Genomic DNA, 16787 nt, shown 5'->3' with positions numbered 1-16787 from the left:
GTCGGCAGTGTGGTCTGAGTCTCACCATCACCTGAAACTGAACTCGGTGTCAAGTAGATTTCTAGATTACTTGACGTCGACATCATGTTCGAGGAGGCTCGTGGAATGGCACCTGACTCGATGTCCCCGACATGACCGCTCTGCCTCTTCGACGCGACCTCGCCTTCGTCCTCCACGACTGGCTGGACGTCTCCGAGCTCTGCGGGCGGGCAAGATTCCTTGACCACGACCTCGAGACGTTCGACGCTGTACTCGGCCTGGCCGAACGCCTCGCTCATGACCGTCTTGCACCGCACTACCGCAGGAACGACACCGAGGAGCCCGCCTTCGACGGCACGACTGTCCACGTGCACGAAGGTGTCCGAGACGGCTTGGCTGCACTCGCCAATGCTGGATTCATCGGCGCCCCTCTTGACGAGGGCATGGGAGGCGGACAACTCCCCGTGACGGTAGCGACCGCCTGTCAGCTATGGTTCGATTCCGCGAACGTCAGCACGTCCTCATACGCGGGCCTGACTCGGGCCAACGCCGGACTGCTGGCTCGACTTGGCCCTTCCGATCTCGTCAACGCCTACGTGCCTGCCATGCTCACGGGGCGCTATACCGGCACCATGTGCATCTCGGAGTCCGAAGCAGGTTCGTCGGTGGGCGACCTGCAGACCCGCGCTGCGCCCGCCGAGGACGGCACGTACCGAATCACGGGGCAGAAGATGTGGATCTCCGGCGGTGACCACAATCTCTCCGAGAACATCATTCACCTGGTCTTGGCGCGCCGCACAGGGGCACCGCCAGGACCTCGCGGGGTTTCGCTGTTCTGCGTGCCGAAGCTGCTGCCCGATGGGAGCCCGAATGATGTGGCCGTCTCGAGCCTCAACCACAAGATGGGGTGGCGAGGCACCACGAACACTGCGCTCAACTTTGGTGACGGAACCCATCGCCCAGGTGGCGCGGCAGGAGCGGTCGGCCACCTGCTCGGTGAGCCCGAGCGAGGTCTTGCGGCGATGTTCCCGATGATGAACGAGGCCCGCATCTCCGTCGGCACCAGCGCCGTGGCGCTCGGGTATGCCGGCTATCTCGAGTCACTGGAGTATGCCCGGAGCCGTCGCCAGGGCCGGCCGCCCGGTCAGCGGCACCTCGGCGGTCAACCAATCCCGATCATCGAGCATATCGATGTCCGTCGGATGCTCCTGGCCCAAAAGTCCTACGTGGAGGGCGGACTCGCCTTCAACCTGTACTGCGCGCGGCTTGTTGACGAGGCCGACACTTCCCCGTCTGCAGCAGATCGCCAACGGGCTGCGCAGATGCTCGGAGTCCTCACGCCCGTGGCCAAGAGCTGGCCGTCCCAGTGGTGCCTCGAAGCAAACCATCTCGCGATGCAGGTGATGGGCGGCGCCGGGTATACACGCGACCACACGGTGGAGCAGCGCCTGCGTGACAACCGCCTCAACATGATCCACGAAGGCACACATGGCATCCAAGCCATCGATCTGCTGGGCCGCAAGGTCGTCGCCGACGGGGGCCTCGGCTGGCGAGCCACGATCGCTCGGGTCCAGCAGACCGTCGACACGGCCATCGACCGCGGCGGGGAACCAGCAGAGCTCTCGGCTCCGCTCGAAGACGCCGTCCATGCGCTCGATCTCACCGCGACCGCGCTGTGGCAGCGTGAGGACCTGGACGCGACACTGGAGTCGGCCAGCCTGTTCCTGGAGCTCTTCGGCCACGTGCTGCACGCCTGGGTATGGCTCGAGATGTTTCTCGCGACCGGCGACCGCACTGACGCCTTCTACGAGGGCAAGCGCCAGACGGCGCGGTACTTCTTCACCCACGAGCTGCCCCGCACCCACCGCCTACTGGCCCTGCTCGCCAGCCGCGACACAGTGGTCACCGGACTCGATCCCGACTGGCTCTGAGTGGACGGGGCACCCGACGCCGGCCCGGCGCAGGCCGTCACGGTCGATCGATCGCTTGAGCACCTTGCCCGTCGGCCCCTTCGGCAGGGCCTCGACGAACTGGAAGATGCGCGGAACCTTGTAGGCGCTGAGCTGCTCCTTCGCCCATGCTCTCAGCCTGTCAGGACCCACCTCCGCACCAGGGACGAGCGCCACAACGGCTGCGACCTCCTCGCCGTAGTGGTCATCGGGCACACCGACGATCGCCACCTCAAGAATGTCAGGATGCTCGTACATGACCTCCTCAACCTCCCGTGGATACACGTTGTACCCACCTCGGATGATGAGGTCCTTCGTCCGATCGACAATGCGAAGGTTCCCTTCGCCGTCGACAGCGCCAAGGTCGCCCGTCCGCAGCCAGCCGTCAACGAGGTCGGCCGCGTTGGCCTCGGGGCGGTTGAGATAGCCCTTCATGACCGACGCACCGCGCAGAAAGATCTCGCCGACCACATCCGCCGGAACCTCGTCGCCACTGGCGTCGCGGACCTCGATCTGGACACTAGGCAGCGCCCTCCCTACGGTGTGGCGGGCTGGAGTGCCCGATAGGTCATGGAAGGTCCCTGATCCTGCACTCTCAGTCAACCCATATCCCTCGAGAATGACACAACCGAACCGCTGCTCGAAGGCGCGCACCACCTCCGACGGCATGGCGGCGCCGCCTGAGGTAGCCAGACGGAGATGGCGGAACGCACCGGGTGACATTGCGGCATACTCGTGCAACATCGCGTTCCACATCGTGGGGACACCGCAGGCGACAGTGATCTCGTCAACACAGAGCACCTCAAGCATCGTCGCCGCGTCGAAGGGCGTGCGCAACGAGACCGAGCATCCCGCCTGCAACGCTGTGTTCATCACCACCACCTGACCGTAGATGTGGAACAGCGGCAGTGCCGTCGCGAAGCGATCGTCGTCCCGCACCTGCAGACCGGCGTGAAAGTCGTCCGAACAGGTGCGGATGTTGCGGTGGGTCAACTGGGCGCCCTTCGGTCGGCCAGTGGTGCCGGAGGTGTAGAGGACAACCGCGACGTCCTCCTCGTTGCAGTCAACCGGGACGAGACGGCCCGCGTCCACACTGGGAGACTGCTTGTCGAGGAGTATCAGGTGAGCTTCGCATCGTTCGGCAGCGCGCCGTGCCGAGCTCGCGTCGTCGCGCCACGCCATGACGAAGCGCACCTCAGCGTCGCGCAGCACGTGCTCGATCTCCGCGCTCGTGGCCATCGTGTTCAACGTGGTGACCACCAACCCCGACGCCAACGCTCCGTAGTAGGCGGCGGCGAACTCCGGGACGCTCGGCGCGATCAGCACCACGTGGTCACCCCTCCGTGCCCCGGCTTGCGCCAGTCGGTGCCGCAACGCGTCGGCGGCCGAGCGCAACTGGTCATACGTCCACGCCCGGCCCGGGGCCTTCAAAGCCACGCGATCGGGCGTGCTGCTCATCTGAGCCCACAGCATTTCGGCGATTCCCATGACAATGAACCTATTCGAATCCGGCGTCAGGTTCAATGTCTGGAACAGTCGCGATCGGGTGTCGGACTCCCTGGGGCGCAATCCCCTCGGGGCGACACCTGCACTACCACTCGGCAAGGTCGACGAGCCGAACCCGCCGCCACCCTGAACCGGCCAATCCCGGACTTGAGGTCGGATTCAGTTATGCTGCTTCCCATGACGCAGACCGAGGAAGCTGGATCCGATTCTTCTCAGGACCCTCCACTCGTCACCGAGCAGGACCGTAGCCGCGAGCTGCCGACCACCGCCCGCGGCGCCCGGACCCGCGCCGCGCTCGTGGCAGCAGCGCGAGTGATCTTCGAGCGCGACGGCTACCTTGAGTCACGACTCACCGACATCACCCGCGAGGCCCGCTGCTCCACCGGATCCTTCTACACCTACTTCTCCAGCAAGGAAGAGATCCTCACCGCTGTCCTGGAAACCGCACAGCACGACATGCTCCACCCGGGCATCAAGCGCGTCCTTCCCGAGGACGCCGATCCCGTCGCCTTGATCGAGGCAAGCCACCGAGCCTACTTCGAGGCATACCGCCGCAACGCCCAACTCATGGTCGTCTTCGAGCAAGTCGCCCTCATCAATCCACACTTTCGAGCCATGAAGGGCCGACGCGGCGAGTCCTTCAGAGAACGCAACGCCCGCAGCATCGCGAACCTGCAGGAACGCGGCCTCGCCGACCCGAGCCTGGACCCCTACCGCACCGCACTGGCACTCAACGGCATGGTCGGACGCCTCGCCTGGCACGCCTTCGGACTGGAGCTGGAAGAAACACTCACCGTCGACGACCTCGTCGAGACCGCGACACAACTGTGGGCCAACGCACTGAAACTAGCCCCCACAACAACCAACACCTGACACAGACCCACCCACCACCGAAGGACCAGACGCTGGCTCCGAAGAATTCTCCGGCTCTGCCACGTCGGGGACGCGCCAGAGCACGACGCAGCTCAGTGTCGAGCCCTGAATCGATCAGACAATCTCCCGCTTCATCAACTTGCCTGTCGCCGACCGCGGGATCGACTGACGGAGCTCGACGCGTCGCGGACACTTGTAGCCCGCCAATCGCTCACGCGCGAAGCCGATGAGGCAGGCCGCCAACTGTGTCGGGGCGACGGTTGTGTCAGCCGCCTCGACATAGGCGACGACCTCCTGGCCCAGGTCCGCATGCTCGCGACCGATGACTGCCACGTCGCGCACACTCGGGTGCTCCATGAGCACGTTCTCCACCTCGACCGGGTAGACATTCTCACCTCCGGTGATAATCATGAAGGCTGCCCGGTCGGTGAGGTACAGATAGCCGTCCTCGTCGACGTACCCTAGGTCGCCGACCGTGCACCACCCCTGGGACGACCTCGATGCTGCAGTCTTCACCGGGTCTCCGTGGTACTCGAACGGCCGCTCGGTCTCCCAGAAGACCTGCCCGACCGTTCCGGCAGGAACCTCACGCTCGGCCGCGTCAAGGATGTGGGCCACCCCGCTGAACGGCCGTCCCACCGAGCCGCGATGTGTAGACCACTCCTCCGGGGAGATCATCGTCAACCCAGGCCGTTCGGTCGCACCCCAGCAGTCGTAGACGATGGGGCCGAACAGATCGAGTGCCCTGTCCTTCACCGATGGAGGGCAAGGCGCGCCGCCATGGCCAAGGAAGCGCAGCGAGTCCAACCGATAGGAGCTCCAGACGTGCTCGGGCAGGTCGAGCAGACGCCCCAGGATCGTCGGGACCAGCATCGTGTGCGTCGCGCCGTAACGCTCCACAATCCGCAGGAACTCCTCCGGTTGGAAGCGGTCCATGACCACGACCGTTCCCCCGGCCCTGTGTGTTCCCAAGGCAGGCGCCAGGGCAGCAATGTGGAACAACGGGGTAGCGACGACGAACACTGTGTCCTTGCCTATACCGAAGTGCTGCCGTAGCGCTTCCAGCGTGGCATCGCCTGCTCCGAATGGCGCCCCGATCGGCCCCGGGACGACACCCTTGGGACGACCTGTCGTGCCCGAAGAGTAAAGCATCTCGACGCCCTCGCACTCATCAACCAGCGAACCGTCGCCAACACCCGACCACAACTCATCCACCCCGACGAAGGAACTGACCCTCCCGTCGATGCAGACCAAGAGGCGCTCGCCGTCGAGTTCAGCGAGCGCCTGCTCGGCCAGCTCGACGTTCTTCTTGCTCACCACGAGAGCGCGTGCGCCGCTGTCCCTCAGCACGTGAGCCACCTCGGCCGACGTCCAGCGCGTGTTGATCGGCGTCCAATACATTCCACAGCGTTGCGCGGCCCAACAGACCGTCAGAGTCATCTCGTGATTGCCGGTGATGATGGCCACGTGATCACCGCGCCGCAGACCGTACTCCCAGAGGACGCGTGCAAGCCGACGAGAGCGTTCGTCGAGCTCGCCATACGTCATCTCGATCCCACTGACCGACATCACCTGGGCAACTTGGTCAGGATCCTCCGCCGCCACGTGCGCGGGGCTTCGACCATCCGCCGCGATCATTGATCCTCGAAGCGAGACGTACGGTCCGGATGCAGGCCGATCTGGACCGTACGGTCTCGAACAACTCTCGAGTCGGTCCGGGCGAGCTCGGCGGCGAACCTGTGATCCACGATGGTCTCCTCTGGAACGTTCGGCGTGGTGAATGGAAGCGTCCCTCGTCAAGAGGTCCGATCAAGCACTCGAACTCGCCATCGGTTTGCCAATCAAGCTAAATTGATATTGAGTTCAATCTCATATTAACCTAAGGTCGGGGCAGCTGACCACCCGTGCACCACCCGAGGAGAATCATGACCCCCGACACATCTGCCCCTTTGCGACCCACCACTGTCCAGGACCTGAAGGACCTCGTGGGCCGCGAGCTCGGACCCACGAAGTGGCACGACATCACGCAGGAGCGGATCCAGGCCTTCGCCGACCTGACCGGCGACCACCAGTGGATCCACGTCGACCCCGAGCGCGCGAACGCCAGCGCTTTCGGCTCGACGATCGCGCACGGCCTGTACAGCCTCTCGCTGGGCCCGGCATTCATGGAGTCGCTCATGGCCTTCGACGGCTTCGCCCACAGCCTGAACTACGGCTACAACAAGGTGCGTTTCCCCTCCCCCAACCCGGTGGGCTCGCGGATCCGCATGCGCGCCACGATCACCGCCGTCGACGACGTCCCCGGCGGCGCCCAGGTCACTACGACGCAGACGTTCGAGCGCGAGGGGTCGGAGAAGCCGATCCTCGTCGCGGAGTCGGTCGGCCGCTTCTCCGAGTGAGTCCTGCGTCGGCCGGTCGGGCTCAGCCCACCGGCCGACGCTCGACCCGCAGGCCGCTCGCGCGGACCTCCTGCCGGTCGATCCCCCGCTTGAGGATCTTGCCCGTCGCGCCCTTGGGCAGCTCGTCGACGACCTGGTACACCCGCGGGACCTTGTAGGCCGACAGCCGCTCCCCCACCCAGGCGCGCATCGCCGAGGCGTCGAACGTCGCGCCGGGGCACAGGGCGATGATGGCCGCGATCTCCTCGCCGAGGTAGTCGTCGGGCAGACCCACGACGGCCGCCTCGAGGATGTCCGGGTGCTCGTACAGCACCTCCTCGACCTCGCGCGGGTAGACGTTGTACCCGCCGCGGATCACGAGGTCCTTCTTGCGGTCGACGACCCACACGTAGTCCTCGTCGTCGACCTTGCCGAGGTCGCCGGTAAGGAACCAGCCGTCGTGCATCACCTCGGCCGTCGCGTCGGGACGGTTCCAGTAGCCCTTCATCACCATCTCGCTGCGGATGGCGATCTCGCCGACCTCGCCGTGGGGCACGGGCTGCCGGTCGGTGTCGAGGACGCGGACCTCGACGCCGGGCCACGGGATGCCGACGCTGCCCTCCTTGCGGGGTGCGCCGGCCCGGTTGCAGGCGCCGGCCGCGGCGGTCTCGGTGAGGCCGTAGCCCGACAGCAGCTCGCAGCCGAAGCGCTCCAGGAACGCGCGGGACACCTCGCCCGGCAGGCCGGCACCGCCGGAGACGGCCCAGCTCAGGTCCTCGAACGCTCCCGGCTCGAACTCCGCGTCGACGTTGACCATGGCGTTCCACATCGTCGGGACGCCCGACAGGACGGTGATGCGGTGGGCGATGGTCAGGTCGAGCAGGGCGCGGCCGTCGAACTTCGGCAGCAGGGACAGGCTGGCGCCGGCGTGGAAGGCGGTGCGCATGACGGTCACCTGCCCGAAGACGTGGAACAGCGGCAGCGCGGAGGCCCAGCGGTCGTCGGCCGAGACGCCGAGCGCCTCGATGACGGACTCGCCACTCAGGACGATGTTGCGGTGGGAGAGCTCGGCGCCCTTGGGGCGGCCCGTCGTGCCGGAGGTGTACATGATGACGGCCCCGGCGTCGTCGGGAAGGTCGACCGGAGGCGGGACGTCGGCGGGCACCTCGAGGTCGCCGGGAGCCAGGATCCACACGTCGGGGCCGTCGGGGCCGACGGCCTCCCGCGCCGCCGCCTCGCAGTCCGGCGCCGCGATCACGAGGCGGGACCCGGAGTCCGCCAGGAAGTAGCCGAGCTCGGCTGCCGTGGACATCGAGTTGACGGTGACGGCGACGGCGCCGTGGGCGAGGATGCCGTGGTAGGCGGGGACGTACTCGGCACTCGACGGTGCGACGAGCAGGATGCGGTCACCCCGTGCGACCCCCGCGGCAGCGAACCGGTCGGCCCAGGCGGACACCTGGTCGCGCAGGTCGGCGTAGGTCCACGTGCGGTCACCGACGCGGAGGGCGGCGCGGTCCCCCGCGCGCTCCGCGTGCTGCCAGATCGAGTCGACGGCGTTGACCATGTGGGTGCTCCCATCTCGTCGCCTCCGGGGCCGGCGCCACCGTCCGAGGCGAGCGTGCTCCGGCGACCCTAACGCGGATCCGGACTGATTCAAACATGATCTCAAGTTCATCTTCGGATGCGAGACCATCCCGCCGGAGCGAGATGGGCGAAGTACTTGAACCTGAGTTCAGAATCGATTAAAGTCGCCGAATGACCGACCCCGTCCCCGCGGTGCACGCCCACGGCCTCGACGAGATCCAAGCTCTCGTCGGCACCGAGCTCGGGCCCACGCCCTGGTGCCCGTTCGGGACCGAGGAGCTGAGCCGGTTCACCGCGCTCGGCGACGAGGTGCGCTCCGGGCTCTCGCCGGCGCCGACCCCGGACGGCGTCGTGGGCGCGGCCTTCGCCCTCGCCTGCGGTCCGCAACTGGGCACCTCGCTGGTGGAGTTCGACGGCTTCGCGCACGGCCTCAACTACGGCTACAACCGGGTGCAGGTGTCCGGCGAGCTCCCGCTCGGCTCGCGCTTCCGGATGCGCCAGATCGTGGTCTCGGCGGAGCGGACCGGCGCCGGCGTCCACGTCGTGGCTCGTCAGGCCTACGAGGCCGAGGGGGCCGACGAGCCCTTCTGCATCGCCCTCGCCGTCTCCCGACTCTTCGACTGACCGGAAGGAGGCGGACCGTGTCGACCACGACGCGCGAGGTGCACCTCGCCGCCCGTCCCCAGGGCCGCCCGACGCCCGAGTGCTTCGCCGTCGTCGAGACCGAGCTGCCGGACCCCGGCCCGGACGAGGTCCTCGTCCGCAACCTCGTGATGTCCGTGGACCCGTACATGCGGCCCCGCATGGACGACCGGCCCTCGTACGTCCCGCCGTACCGGCTGGACGCACCCCTGGACGGCGGCGCCGTCGGCGTCGTCGAGGACTCGCGCGACCCGGCCCTACCCCCCGGGACGCTGGTCGCGCACGGCAGGGGCTGGCGCGAGCACGCGATCGTCGGCACCGACCAGCTCCGCGTCCTGCCCGCCGACGACGACCTGCCGCCGTCGTACCACCTCGGGCTGCTCGGCGGCCCCGGGCTGACCGCCTACGCGGGACTGCGCGACGTCGCCCGGCTCGCCGAGGGCGACACCGTCTACGTCTCCGGCGGCGCCGGCGCGGTCGGCTCGCTCGTCGGACAGCTCGCGCGGCTCATGGGGGCCGGGCGGGTCGTCGGCAGTGCCGGCTCCCCCGCCAAGGTCGCCCACATGGTCGACGAGCTCGGCCTCGACGACGGCTTCGACCACCACGAGGGCGACCTCGTCGCGGCCCTGCGGCGCGTCGCACCCGACGGGGTCGACGTCTACTTCGACAACGTGGGCGGCGACCACCTGGCGGCGGCGCTCGAGGTGATGAACCACGGCGGTCGCATCGCCGTGTGCGGCGCCATCTCCACCTACGACGACCGGGGCGAGCCCTGCTTCACCGGCGACCTGTTCCAGGTCATCGCGCGCCGCCTCACCCTGCGGGGCTTCATCTCCACCGACCACGCGGCGCTGCGCCCCGAGCTCGAGGCGGACGTACGGGAGTGGCTGCGCACCGGGGAGCTCGTCTACCGGGAGACTGTCGAGCACGGCCTCGACCGGGCGGCCCAGGCCTTCCTGTCGTTGCTCTCGGGGGTCAACGTGGGGAAGATGGTCGTCACCCTGGCCGACGAGTCCCCCGCCGCGGCGACGCAGGAGTCCACATGACAGCACGAGCACGACGACGAACGCGGAGGCAACCATGTCGGTGACCGAGGACGACACCACCCGGAGGCCGCCCGTCACCCGGCGCGGCATCCGCACCCGGCAGAGCCTGATCGACGCCGCGCGCGTCGTCTTCGAGCGCGACGGCTACATCGACTCGCGCCTCACCGACATCACGGCCGAGGCCCAGTGCTCGACCGGCTCGTTCTACACCTACTTCACCGGCAAGGAGGACGCGTTCGCCGCGGTCCTCGAGGCGGCGAAGGAGGACATGATGCACCCGGGCATGGCCCGCATCGAGACGAACGACGACCCGGCCGCGATCATCGACGCGAGCAACCGGGCCTACCTGGAGTCGTACCGGCGCAACGCCAAGCTGATGGAGCTGCTGGAGCAGGTCGCCAACATCGACCCGGCGTTCCGCGAGATCCGTCGGGCCCGCAGCGCCGTCTTCGTCAAGCGCAACGCGAAGGGCATCAAGGACCTGCAGGACCGGGGTCTCGCCGACCCCGACCTCGACCCGATGATGGCCTCGCGCGCCCTCTCGGGCATGCTCAGCCGGCTCGCGTTCAACGCCTTCGTCCTCAAGGACAAGGGCACCTTCGAGGAGCTGGCGTTCACCGCCACGCGCGTGTGGTGCAACGCGCTGCGCATCGACCACCCCTCCCGCGCGGCGGGCTGACCCGCCCGTCGCCGGTCAGCGGGGGCGAGGCGGTGCGACCTTGGGCTCGCGCGGCATGCCGAGGATCCGCTCGGCGAGCAGGTTGCGCTGCACCTCCGACGTGCCCGCGAAGATCGTGCTGGAGCGGGCGTTGAGGAACGTGGTCACCCAGCCGGCGGAGTCCTGCGGCGCCCCGGGCGCGTCCGGGCCGTCGGGGATGGCCGGGCGCCGGCCCTGCGGGACGAGCGCCTCCTCGCCGAGGATCTCCATCGCGAGCTCGGTCGCCACGCGGTGGTACTCCGACCAGTAGAGCTTGTTCATGGCTGCCTCCGGCCCGATGGGCCGGCCGTCGAGCAGCTGCGTCAGCGACTTGTAGCCCATGAGGCGCATCGCGAGCACGCGTGCCCGGCACCACGCGAGGCGCTGGCGGATGCTGTCGCTGTGCGTCTTGCCGCGCTGCTGCGCGAGCTCCACGAGCCGGTCGAGCTCCTCGTCGAAGCGGGCCGCCAGGGTCGCCGCGGCGCCGCCGCGCTCGAACTCCAGCAGCGCGGTCGCCACGGTCCAGCCGCTGTTGACCTCGCCGATCGTGTTCTCCTGCGGCGTGAGGGCGTCGGTGAAGAAGACCTCGTTGAAGTCTGCCTCGCCGGAGATCTGGCGGATCGGGCGGACCTCGATGCCGGGCTGGGCCATCGGACAGGCCAGCAGGGTGAGGCCCTTGTGCTTCGCTGCGGAGGAGTCGGTGCGGACCAGGACGAAGATCCAGTCGGCCTTGTGCGCCACGGAGGTCCAGATCTTCTGGCCGTTGATGCGCCACTGGCCGTCCTCGAGGACGGCGTTCGTGGCGGCGCTGGCGAGGTCGGAGCCGGACTGCGGCTCGGAGTAGCCCTGGCACCAGCGGTCCTCGCCGCTGATGATGCGCGGCAGGAAGCGCTTCTTCTGCTCCTCGGTGCCGAAGGCGAGCAGGGTGCTGCCGAACATCTGCAGGCCGAAGACGTCGTTGGGGACGGCGGGCGGCAGCTTCATGCGGGTCAGCTGCTCGGCGACCGCCACCTGGTACTCGGGCGAACGTCCGCCGCCGCCGTACTCGGTGGGCCAGGACAGGCCGATGTATCCGGCGCCGACGAGATGGGAGCGCAGGTCCTCGGCGAACGCCTCGTAGGCCTCGGGGTCGAGTCGGCCGGCGCCCTGCCAGTCCTCGGCCAGCACGCCGCGCAGGAAGTCGGCGAGCTCGAGCTGGAACTGCTGGACGTCGGCGTCGAAGTGGGGATGCACTGGTTCTTCCTGTCCGCTGGTCAGATGCTGGTGAGGGTCGCGATGCGCTCGCGGTGGTGGGTCGAGTCGTCGAAGAACGCGGCGGAGGCCTTGGCGCGGCGGAGGTACAGGTGGGCGGGGTGCTCCCACGTGAACCCGATGCCTCCGTGGATCTGGATGTTGCTCGCAGCGGCCTGGTGGAAGGCGTCCGCGGCGGCCTGCTTGGCCATGGAGGCGACGAGCGACGCGTCGTGCGTCGACTCGCTCAGGGCGTAGGCGGCGTAGTGGGTGAGGACGCGGGCGGTCTCGATCTCCACCAGGACGTCGGCGCAGCGGTGCTTGATGGCCTGGAAGGAGCCGATGGGGCGGCCGAACTGGTGGCGCTCGGCGCTCCAGGAGACGGCCTGCTCGAGGCAGGAGGCGGCGCCGCCGACCATCTCGGCGGCCAGGCCGACGGCGGCGGCGTCGAGCAGGTCGGCGTGGACGGCCGCGGCGCAGACCGGCGGGACGACGAGGCGGGCCGGGACGTCGCGCAGGTCGACGTGGCCGATCTCGCGGGTGAGGTCGAGGCCCTCGGAGACGGTGACGGTGAGGCCGGGGGCGTCGGCCTCGACGACGAACCAGGCGGGTCCCTCGGCGGTCTGGGCGTGGACGACGAACGAGGAGGCGGCGGCCGGGTCGGTGACGTAGACCATGCGCCCGGTGAGGACGTGGCCGGAGGCGCCGGCGTCGGCGACGGTCTTGCGGCCCGGCGACGACCACGTGTGGCCCTCGTCGACGAGCGCGACGGTCCAGATGGCGTCCCCCTCGGCGACGGCCGGCAGCAGCTCCTCCTGGACGGTCTCGTCGGCGGCCCGCAGCACGGTGGTCGCGAGCAGCGTCGAGAGGAACGGACCGGCGTAGAGGACGTGACCCATCTCCTCGAGGACGATCGACGTCTCGAGCTCCCCGACCTCCGAGCCGCCGAACCGCTCGGGGACGGCGAGACCCTGCACGCCGAGCTGGCGGGCCATCCGCGACCAGGTGGCGGTGTCGAAGGCGTAGCCCTCGTGCGAGATGGCCTGGAGGGCGTCGCGGCCGGCGTGCTGCGCGAGGAACTCGCGCACGGTGCGCCGGAGGTCGTCCTGCTCTCGGGTGAAGGAGAACTTCATGCGGGCGTCCGCCTCTGTCGTGGGGTCGGGGCAACGCGCTCACGGTAGGCTCATTTGAGGTCGACGTCAACTTCGTCTTTAGTTGAATCTTATGTCGACATCAAGTTCGTGTCCTGCTAGCGTCCCGCGCACCACGGGCCCAGCCCCATCCCCTCATCCCACGGAGTCCCCATGGAGTACCAGAACATCCTGTTCGAGGAGATCGAGACCGGCATCGCCCGGCTCACCCTCGACCGCCCGCAGCGCATGAACGCCTACGACGTCCGGACCGCCCAGGAGTGCGTCGACGCCCTCGGTCGCTACGCGTCGGACGACAGCCTGCGGGCGCTCGTCCTCACCGGCGCCGGCCGCGGTTTCTGCTCCGGCGGCGACATCCGCAGCACGGAGGACGAGGAGATCGCCGAGTCGCGACTCATCGGCCACGCCACGGTCATGCGCGAGGGCTTCCACGCCCTGACCCGGACCCTGCACCAGCTGGAGAAGCCGGTCATCGCCATGGTCAACGGCCCGGCGATGGCGGGCGGGCTGACGCTGGCGCTCCTGTGCGACCTGCGGATCGCCAGCGACCGGGCGAAGCTGGGCGACACCTCCGGCACCGTCGGACTGCTCCCCGACGAGGGCGGCGCGTGGCTCTTCCCCCGCTTCCTCGGCCTGGAGAAGGCGCTGCGGATGACGATGTTCGGCGAGGTCTACGACGCCCGGGAAGCCAAGGAGCTCGGCCTCGTCGGAGAGGTCGTGCCGCACGACGAGCTGGAGGAGCACGTGCTCGGGCTCGCCCGGACGCTCGCGCAGAAGGCGCCCCTGGCGGTCCGCCTCGCCAAGCGGATGATGATCCGCGGGCAGGAGAGCACCCTCACGCAGTCGCTCGACGACGCCGAGCTCGCCGTGACGATCGCCAACGACAGCGAGGACGTCCAGGAGGGCGTCCGCGCGTTCATCGAGGGCCGCCCCCCGGTCTTCCAGGGTCGCTGAGCCGCACCGCGCGCCGCGAGCCCCCCACGGGACACCCGTGGGGGGCTCGTTCCGTTCCCGGACGGGCAGGTCAGCCGACGTCGAGGAGCGCGCGGACGGCGTCGCCGATGCGGCTCAGGGAGAACGCGGCGAGGACGATCACGAGGCCGGGGATCACCGTGGCGAACGGCGCCTGGGTGAAGTTGAGGTAGACGTCGGCGAGGTCGCCGCCCCAGGACGGGTTCGGCGGGTTCACGCCCAGGCCCAGGAAGCCGAGGGCCGCCTGGACGATGAGGGCGAGGCTCGCCAGGCCGCAGGCCTGCACGAGCACCGGGCCGAACGCGTTCGGCAGGACGTGCCGGAACGCCGCCCGGATGTTGCTGACTCCGAGCGACCGCGCCACCAGCAGGTAGTCCGAGCGACGGATCGGGATGATGTTGGAGCGCAGCAGCATCGCGATGCTCGGCGAGAAGATGACGCCGACGGCGATCATCGACATCGTCAGGCCCGAGCCGACGACGCCCGTGATCGCGACGGCCAGGACGAGGCCGGGGATGGACAGGAACGCGTCCGCGATCCGCATGCTGACCTCGTCGACGATGCCGCCCATGTAGCCGGCGGCGAGTCCCCACGGGACACCGATCACGAGCAGCGTCAGCACCGCGACGCCGGTGCCGCGGAACGATGCCGCCGCGCCGTGCATGACGCGGCTGAGGACGTCCCGGCCCACCTGGTCCGTGCCGAGCCAGTGCTCCGCGGACGGGCCGGCCAGGGTGTTGGACGCCGCGGTCTTGAGCGGGTCGTACGGAGCGATCCACTGGGCCAGGAGGCCGATGACGATCATCGCGACCACGATCACCACGGCGGCGATCGTCACCGGCGTCCAGGTGCGCGGCGAGCGACGACGCCGCACGGGACGGCCGAGGCGGGCCTCCACCAGGGGGATCGAGGCTGTCATGCCAGCTCCTTTCGACGCCGCGGGTCGATCGCGGTCAGGATCAGGTCGGCGATCAGGGAGAGCGCGACGACCGCGACCGCGAGCAGCAGCACGATGGCCTGCAGCGCGGTGTAGTCGCGGAAGTGGACGGCGTCGACGATCGCCGAGCCGAGGCCCGGGAGGACGAAGACGACGTCGATGATGACGAGCTCGCCGACGAGGGTCGCGACGAGGAACGGGATGAAGGTGACGACGGGCCCGACCGCGTTGCGCAGGGCGAGGTCGAAGTAGACCCGCTTGTGGTCGATGCCCATGGCCCACGCCGTGCGGATGTAGGGACTGTCGAGCACCGCGACCATGGAGCTGCGCACGTGCCGGATCATCAGCGCCGTCGGCGGCACCGCGATGAGCAGCACCGGCATCAGGATGGACTCCAGGTGCGGCCCGAGGCCCGCCGAGATCGGGGTGTACCCGTTGACCGGCAGGATGCCGAGCGTCGCGCCGAAGATGCCGGCGCACATCGTGGAGAGCCAGAAGACGGGGATCGAGACGCCCAGGCCGGACGCGGCGAAGATGAAGGTGCCGAGGCGGGTGGTGCGCCGGATCGCGGCGAACAGGCCGAGGGCGCCACCGACGATGAGCGCGAGCAGCATGCCCAGCAGGACGATCTCGATCGTCGAGGCGATGCGCGGACCGATGACGTCGGTGACCGGCAGCCCGGTGGCGTATGAGGTGCCGAAGTCGCCCTTGAAGACGCCGCCGAGCCAGCTGAAGTACTGGACCCAGATCGGCCGGTCGAGCCCGTACCGCTCGTTGATCATGGCGATGGTCTCGGGGTTGTCGGAGCCGCCGAGCAGCGCGTCGGCGGGACCACCGGGGATGATCACCCGCAGCATGAACGACAGCAGGGTGATGAGGAAGATCGTGGGGACGACGACCCGCAGGCGGCTCAGCAGCAGCGTCTTCATGCGTGGTCTCCCGTCCGGTCGGTCCCGCCGTGCTCGACGGCCTCGAGGGCGAAGTCCGGCATCTCGACGAACTCGGTGAGTCCGCCGCTGATGCGCGGGATGCTGTTGAGCAGGGCCGCCGTGTAGGGGTGGCCGGGGTTCGCGATGACGTCGGAGGACGGCCCGCTCTCCACGACGCGGCCCTGGTACATGACGGCCAGCTCGTCGCTGACCTCCTCCAGGACGCCGATGTCGTGCGAGATCAGCATGACCGCGAGGTTCCGCTCGTCGGCGACGCCGCGGATGATGTCGATGACCTCGCGCTGGACGGTGACGTCGAGCGCGGTCGTGGGCTCGTCGGCGAACAGCACGTCCGCGCCGCACACCAGCGCCATGGCGATCATGACGCGCTGGCACATGCCGCCGGACAGCTCGTAGGGGTAGCTGTTCATGACGCGGTCGACGTCGTGGAGCTTGACGTCGTGGAGGGACCCTTCGACCCGGTCACGCGCCTCGTCGGCGTCGCAGTCGAGGTTGGCGGTCACCGCGAGCATGAGCTGCTTCTTGATCGGGACGACGGGGTTCAGGGCGGTGATGGTCTCCTGGAAGATCATCGTCATCCCCGACCCCCGCAGCCGGGAGCGGTCCTTCTCGGACATACCGACGAGCTCCTGGCCCTGGAACCGGATGGAGCCCTCCACGTGGGCGTTCGAGGGCACGAGGCCCATGGCGGCGAGGGCGGTAAGGCTCTTGCCGCTGCCGGACTGGCCGGCGACGCCGAGGATCCGCCCGGGGGTCAGCTCGATGCTGACCCCCGAGACGGCCTTGGTCGGACCACCGAAGTCGACCGACAGGTCGCGGATCGAGAGCACGGACTCCGGCGATGCCGACACCGTGGCTTCCTGAGGACGATTCAACACTTCTTCTTCCCGTCT

At 68.7% G+C, this 16787-nt stretch carries 15 protein-coding genes; 7 read left to right on the top strand and 8 right to left on the bottom strand.

What is annotated here, in order from left to right; translation table 11 throughout:
- Positions 1-131 precede the first annotated feature (131 nt).
- Positions 132-1910 carry an acyl-CoA dehydrogenase gene (locus ACEVFP_RS02015; protein WP_375001677.1) on the top strand — a complete coding sequence of 593 codons (1779 nt, stop codon included), beginning with the start codon at positions 132-134 and terminating at the stop codon, positions 1908-1910.
- On the opposite strand, the gene ACEVFP_RS02010 is transcribed toward ACEVFP_RS02015, so the two are convergent.
- Positions 1848-3416 carry an AMP-binding protein gene (locus tag ACEVFP_RS02010; protein ID WP_375001676.1) on the bottom strand — a complete coding sequence of 523 codons (1569 nt, stop codon included), beginning with the start codon at positions 3414-3416 and terminating at the stop codon, positions 1848-1850. The genes ACEVFP_RS02015 and ACEVFP_RS02010 overlap by 63 nt on opposite strands.
- A gap of 195 nt (positions 3417-3611) precedes the next feature.
- Here ACEVFP_RS02010 and ACEVFP_RS02005 point away from each other — a divergent pair, with 195 nt between their 5' ends.
- Complete coding sequence (locus ACEVFP_RS02005; RefSeq protein ID WP_375001675.1) at positions 3612-4307, top strand: TetR/AcrR family transcriptional regulator; 696 nt, start codon at positions 3612-3614, stop codon at positions 4305-4307.
- 114 nt (positions 4308-4421) lie between these two features.
- Here ACEVFP_RS02005 and ACEVFP_RS02000 read toward each other — a convergent pair whose 3' ends face one another.
- Entirely contained in the window at positions 4422-5945 is a 1524-nt protein-coding gene (locus ACEVFP_RS02000) for an AMP-binding protein (protein WP_375001674.1), read from the bottom strand.
- A gap of 287 nt (positions 5946-6232) precedes the next feature.
- Here ACEVFP_RS02000 and ACEVFP_RS01995 point away from each other — a divergent pair, with 287 nt between their 5' ends.
- Positions 6233-6706, top strand: a complete 474-nt coding sequence (locus ACEVFP_RS01995; protein ID WP_375001673.1) for a MaoC family dehydratase — start codon at positions 6233-6235, stop codon at positions 6704-6706.
- Positions 6707-6728: 22 nt separating this feature from the next.
- On the opposite strand, the gene ACEVFP_RS01990 is transcribed toward ACEVFP_RS01995, so the two are convergent.
- On the bottom strand, positions 6729-8249 hold the full coding sequence (locus tag ACEVFP_RS01990) for a class I adenylate-forming enzyme family protein (protein ID WP_375001672.1): 1521 nt from the start codon (positions 8247-8249) through the stop codon (positions 6729-6731).
- A gap of 191 nt (positions 8250-8440) precedes the next feature.
- On the opposite strand from ACEVFP_RS01990, the gene ACEVFP_RS01985 reads away from it, so the two are divergent.
- Genes ACEVFP_RS01985 through ACEVFP_RS01975 form a run of 3 tightly spaced genes read left to right on the top strand, consistent with a single transcriptional unit; the run spans position 8441 to position 10636 of the window.
- Positions 8441-8893, top strand: a complete 453-nt coding sequence (locus ACEVFP_RS01985; RefSeq protein WP_375001671.1) for a hypothetical protein — start codon at positions 8441-8443, stop codon at positions 8891-8893.
- 17 nt (positions 8894-8910) lie between these two features.
- On the top strand, positions 8911-9957 hold the full coding sequence (locus tag ACEVFP_RS01980) for an NADP-dependent oxidoreductase (RefSeq protein WP_375001670.1): 1047 nt from the start codon (positions 8911-8913) through the stop codon (positions 9955-9957).
- 34 nt (positions 9958-9991) lie between these two features.
- The gene (locus tag ACEVFP_RS01975) at positions 9992-10636 is read left to right on the top strand and encodes a TetR/AcrR family transcriptional regulator (RefSeq protein ID WP_375001669.1); all 645 of its coding nucleotides are present in this window, start codon (positions 9992-9994) and stop codon (positions 10634-10636) included.
- A 15-nt stretch (positions 10637-10651) separates the two neighbouring features.
- On the opposite strand, the gene ACEVFP_RS01970 is transcribed toward ACEVFP_RS01975, so the two are convergent.
- Both ACEVFP_RS01970 and ACEVFP_RS01965 read right to left on the bottom strand, forming a co-directional pair.
- Positions 10652-11887, bottom strand: a complete 1236-nt coding sequence (locus tag ACEVFP_RS01970; protein WP_375001668.1) for an acyl-CoA dehydrogenase family protein — start codon at positions 11885-11887, stop codon at positions 10652-10654.
- 20 nt (positions 11888-11907) lie between these two features.
- A complete protein-coding gene (locus ACEVFP_RS01965; RefSeq protein WP_375001667.1) occupies positions 11908-13017 on the bottom strand; it encodes an acyl-CoA dehydrogenase family protein in 1110 nt (369 codons plus the stop codon).
- 171 nt (positions 13018-13188) lie between these two features.
- On the opposite strand from ACEVFP_RS01965, the gene ACEVFP_RS01960 reads away from it, so the two are divergent.
- The gene (locus tag ACEVFP_RS01960) at positions 13189-13989 is read left to right on the top strand and encodes an enoyl-CoA hydratase/isomerase family protein (RefSeq protein ID WP_375001666.1); all 801 of its coding nucleotides are present in this window, start codon (positions 13189-13191) and stop codon (positions 13987-13989) included.
- 70 nt (positions 13990-14059) lie between these two features.
- Here the strand turns inward: ACEVFP_RS01960 and ACEVFP_RS01955 are convergent, their stop codons facing one another.
- From ACEVFP_RS01955 to ACEVFP_RS01945, 3 genes are read right to left on the bottom strand one after another with little or no spacing between them, the layout of a single operon-like run.
- Positions 14060-14926: an ABC transporter permease gene (locus ACEVFP_RS01955; protein WP_375001665.1), complete on the bottom strand. Its 867-nt coding sequence runs from the start codon at positions 14924-14926 to the stop codon at positions 14060-14062.
- Positions 14923-15873: an ABC transporter permease gene (locus ACEVFP_RS01950; RefSeq protein WP_375001664.1), complete on the bottom strand. Its 951-nt coding sequence runs from the start codon at positions 15871-15873 to the stop codon at positions 14923-14925. The genes ACEVFP_RS01955 and ACEVFP_RS01950 overlap by 4 nt, the downstream gene beginning before the upstream one ends.
- Entirely contained in the window at positions 15870-16769 is a 900-nt protein-coding gene (locus ACEVFP_RS01945) for an ABC transporter ATP-binding protein (RefSeq protein WP_375001663.1), read from the bottom strand. Before ACEVFP_RS01945 ends, ACEVFP_RS01950 begins: the two co-directional genes overlap by 4 nt.
- Positions 16770-16787 lie beyond the last annotated feature (18 nt).

The organism is Aeromicrobium sp. CTD01-1L150 (assembly GCF_041951745.1).
GTDB lineage: Bacteria > Actinomycetota > Actinomycetes > Propionibacteriales > Nocardioidaceae > Aeromicrobium.
This window is presented reverse-complemented; position numbering and strand designations above follow the sequence as displayed.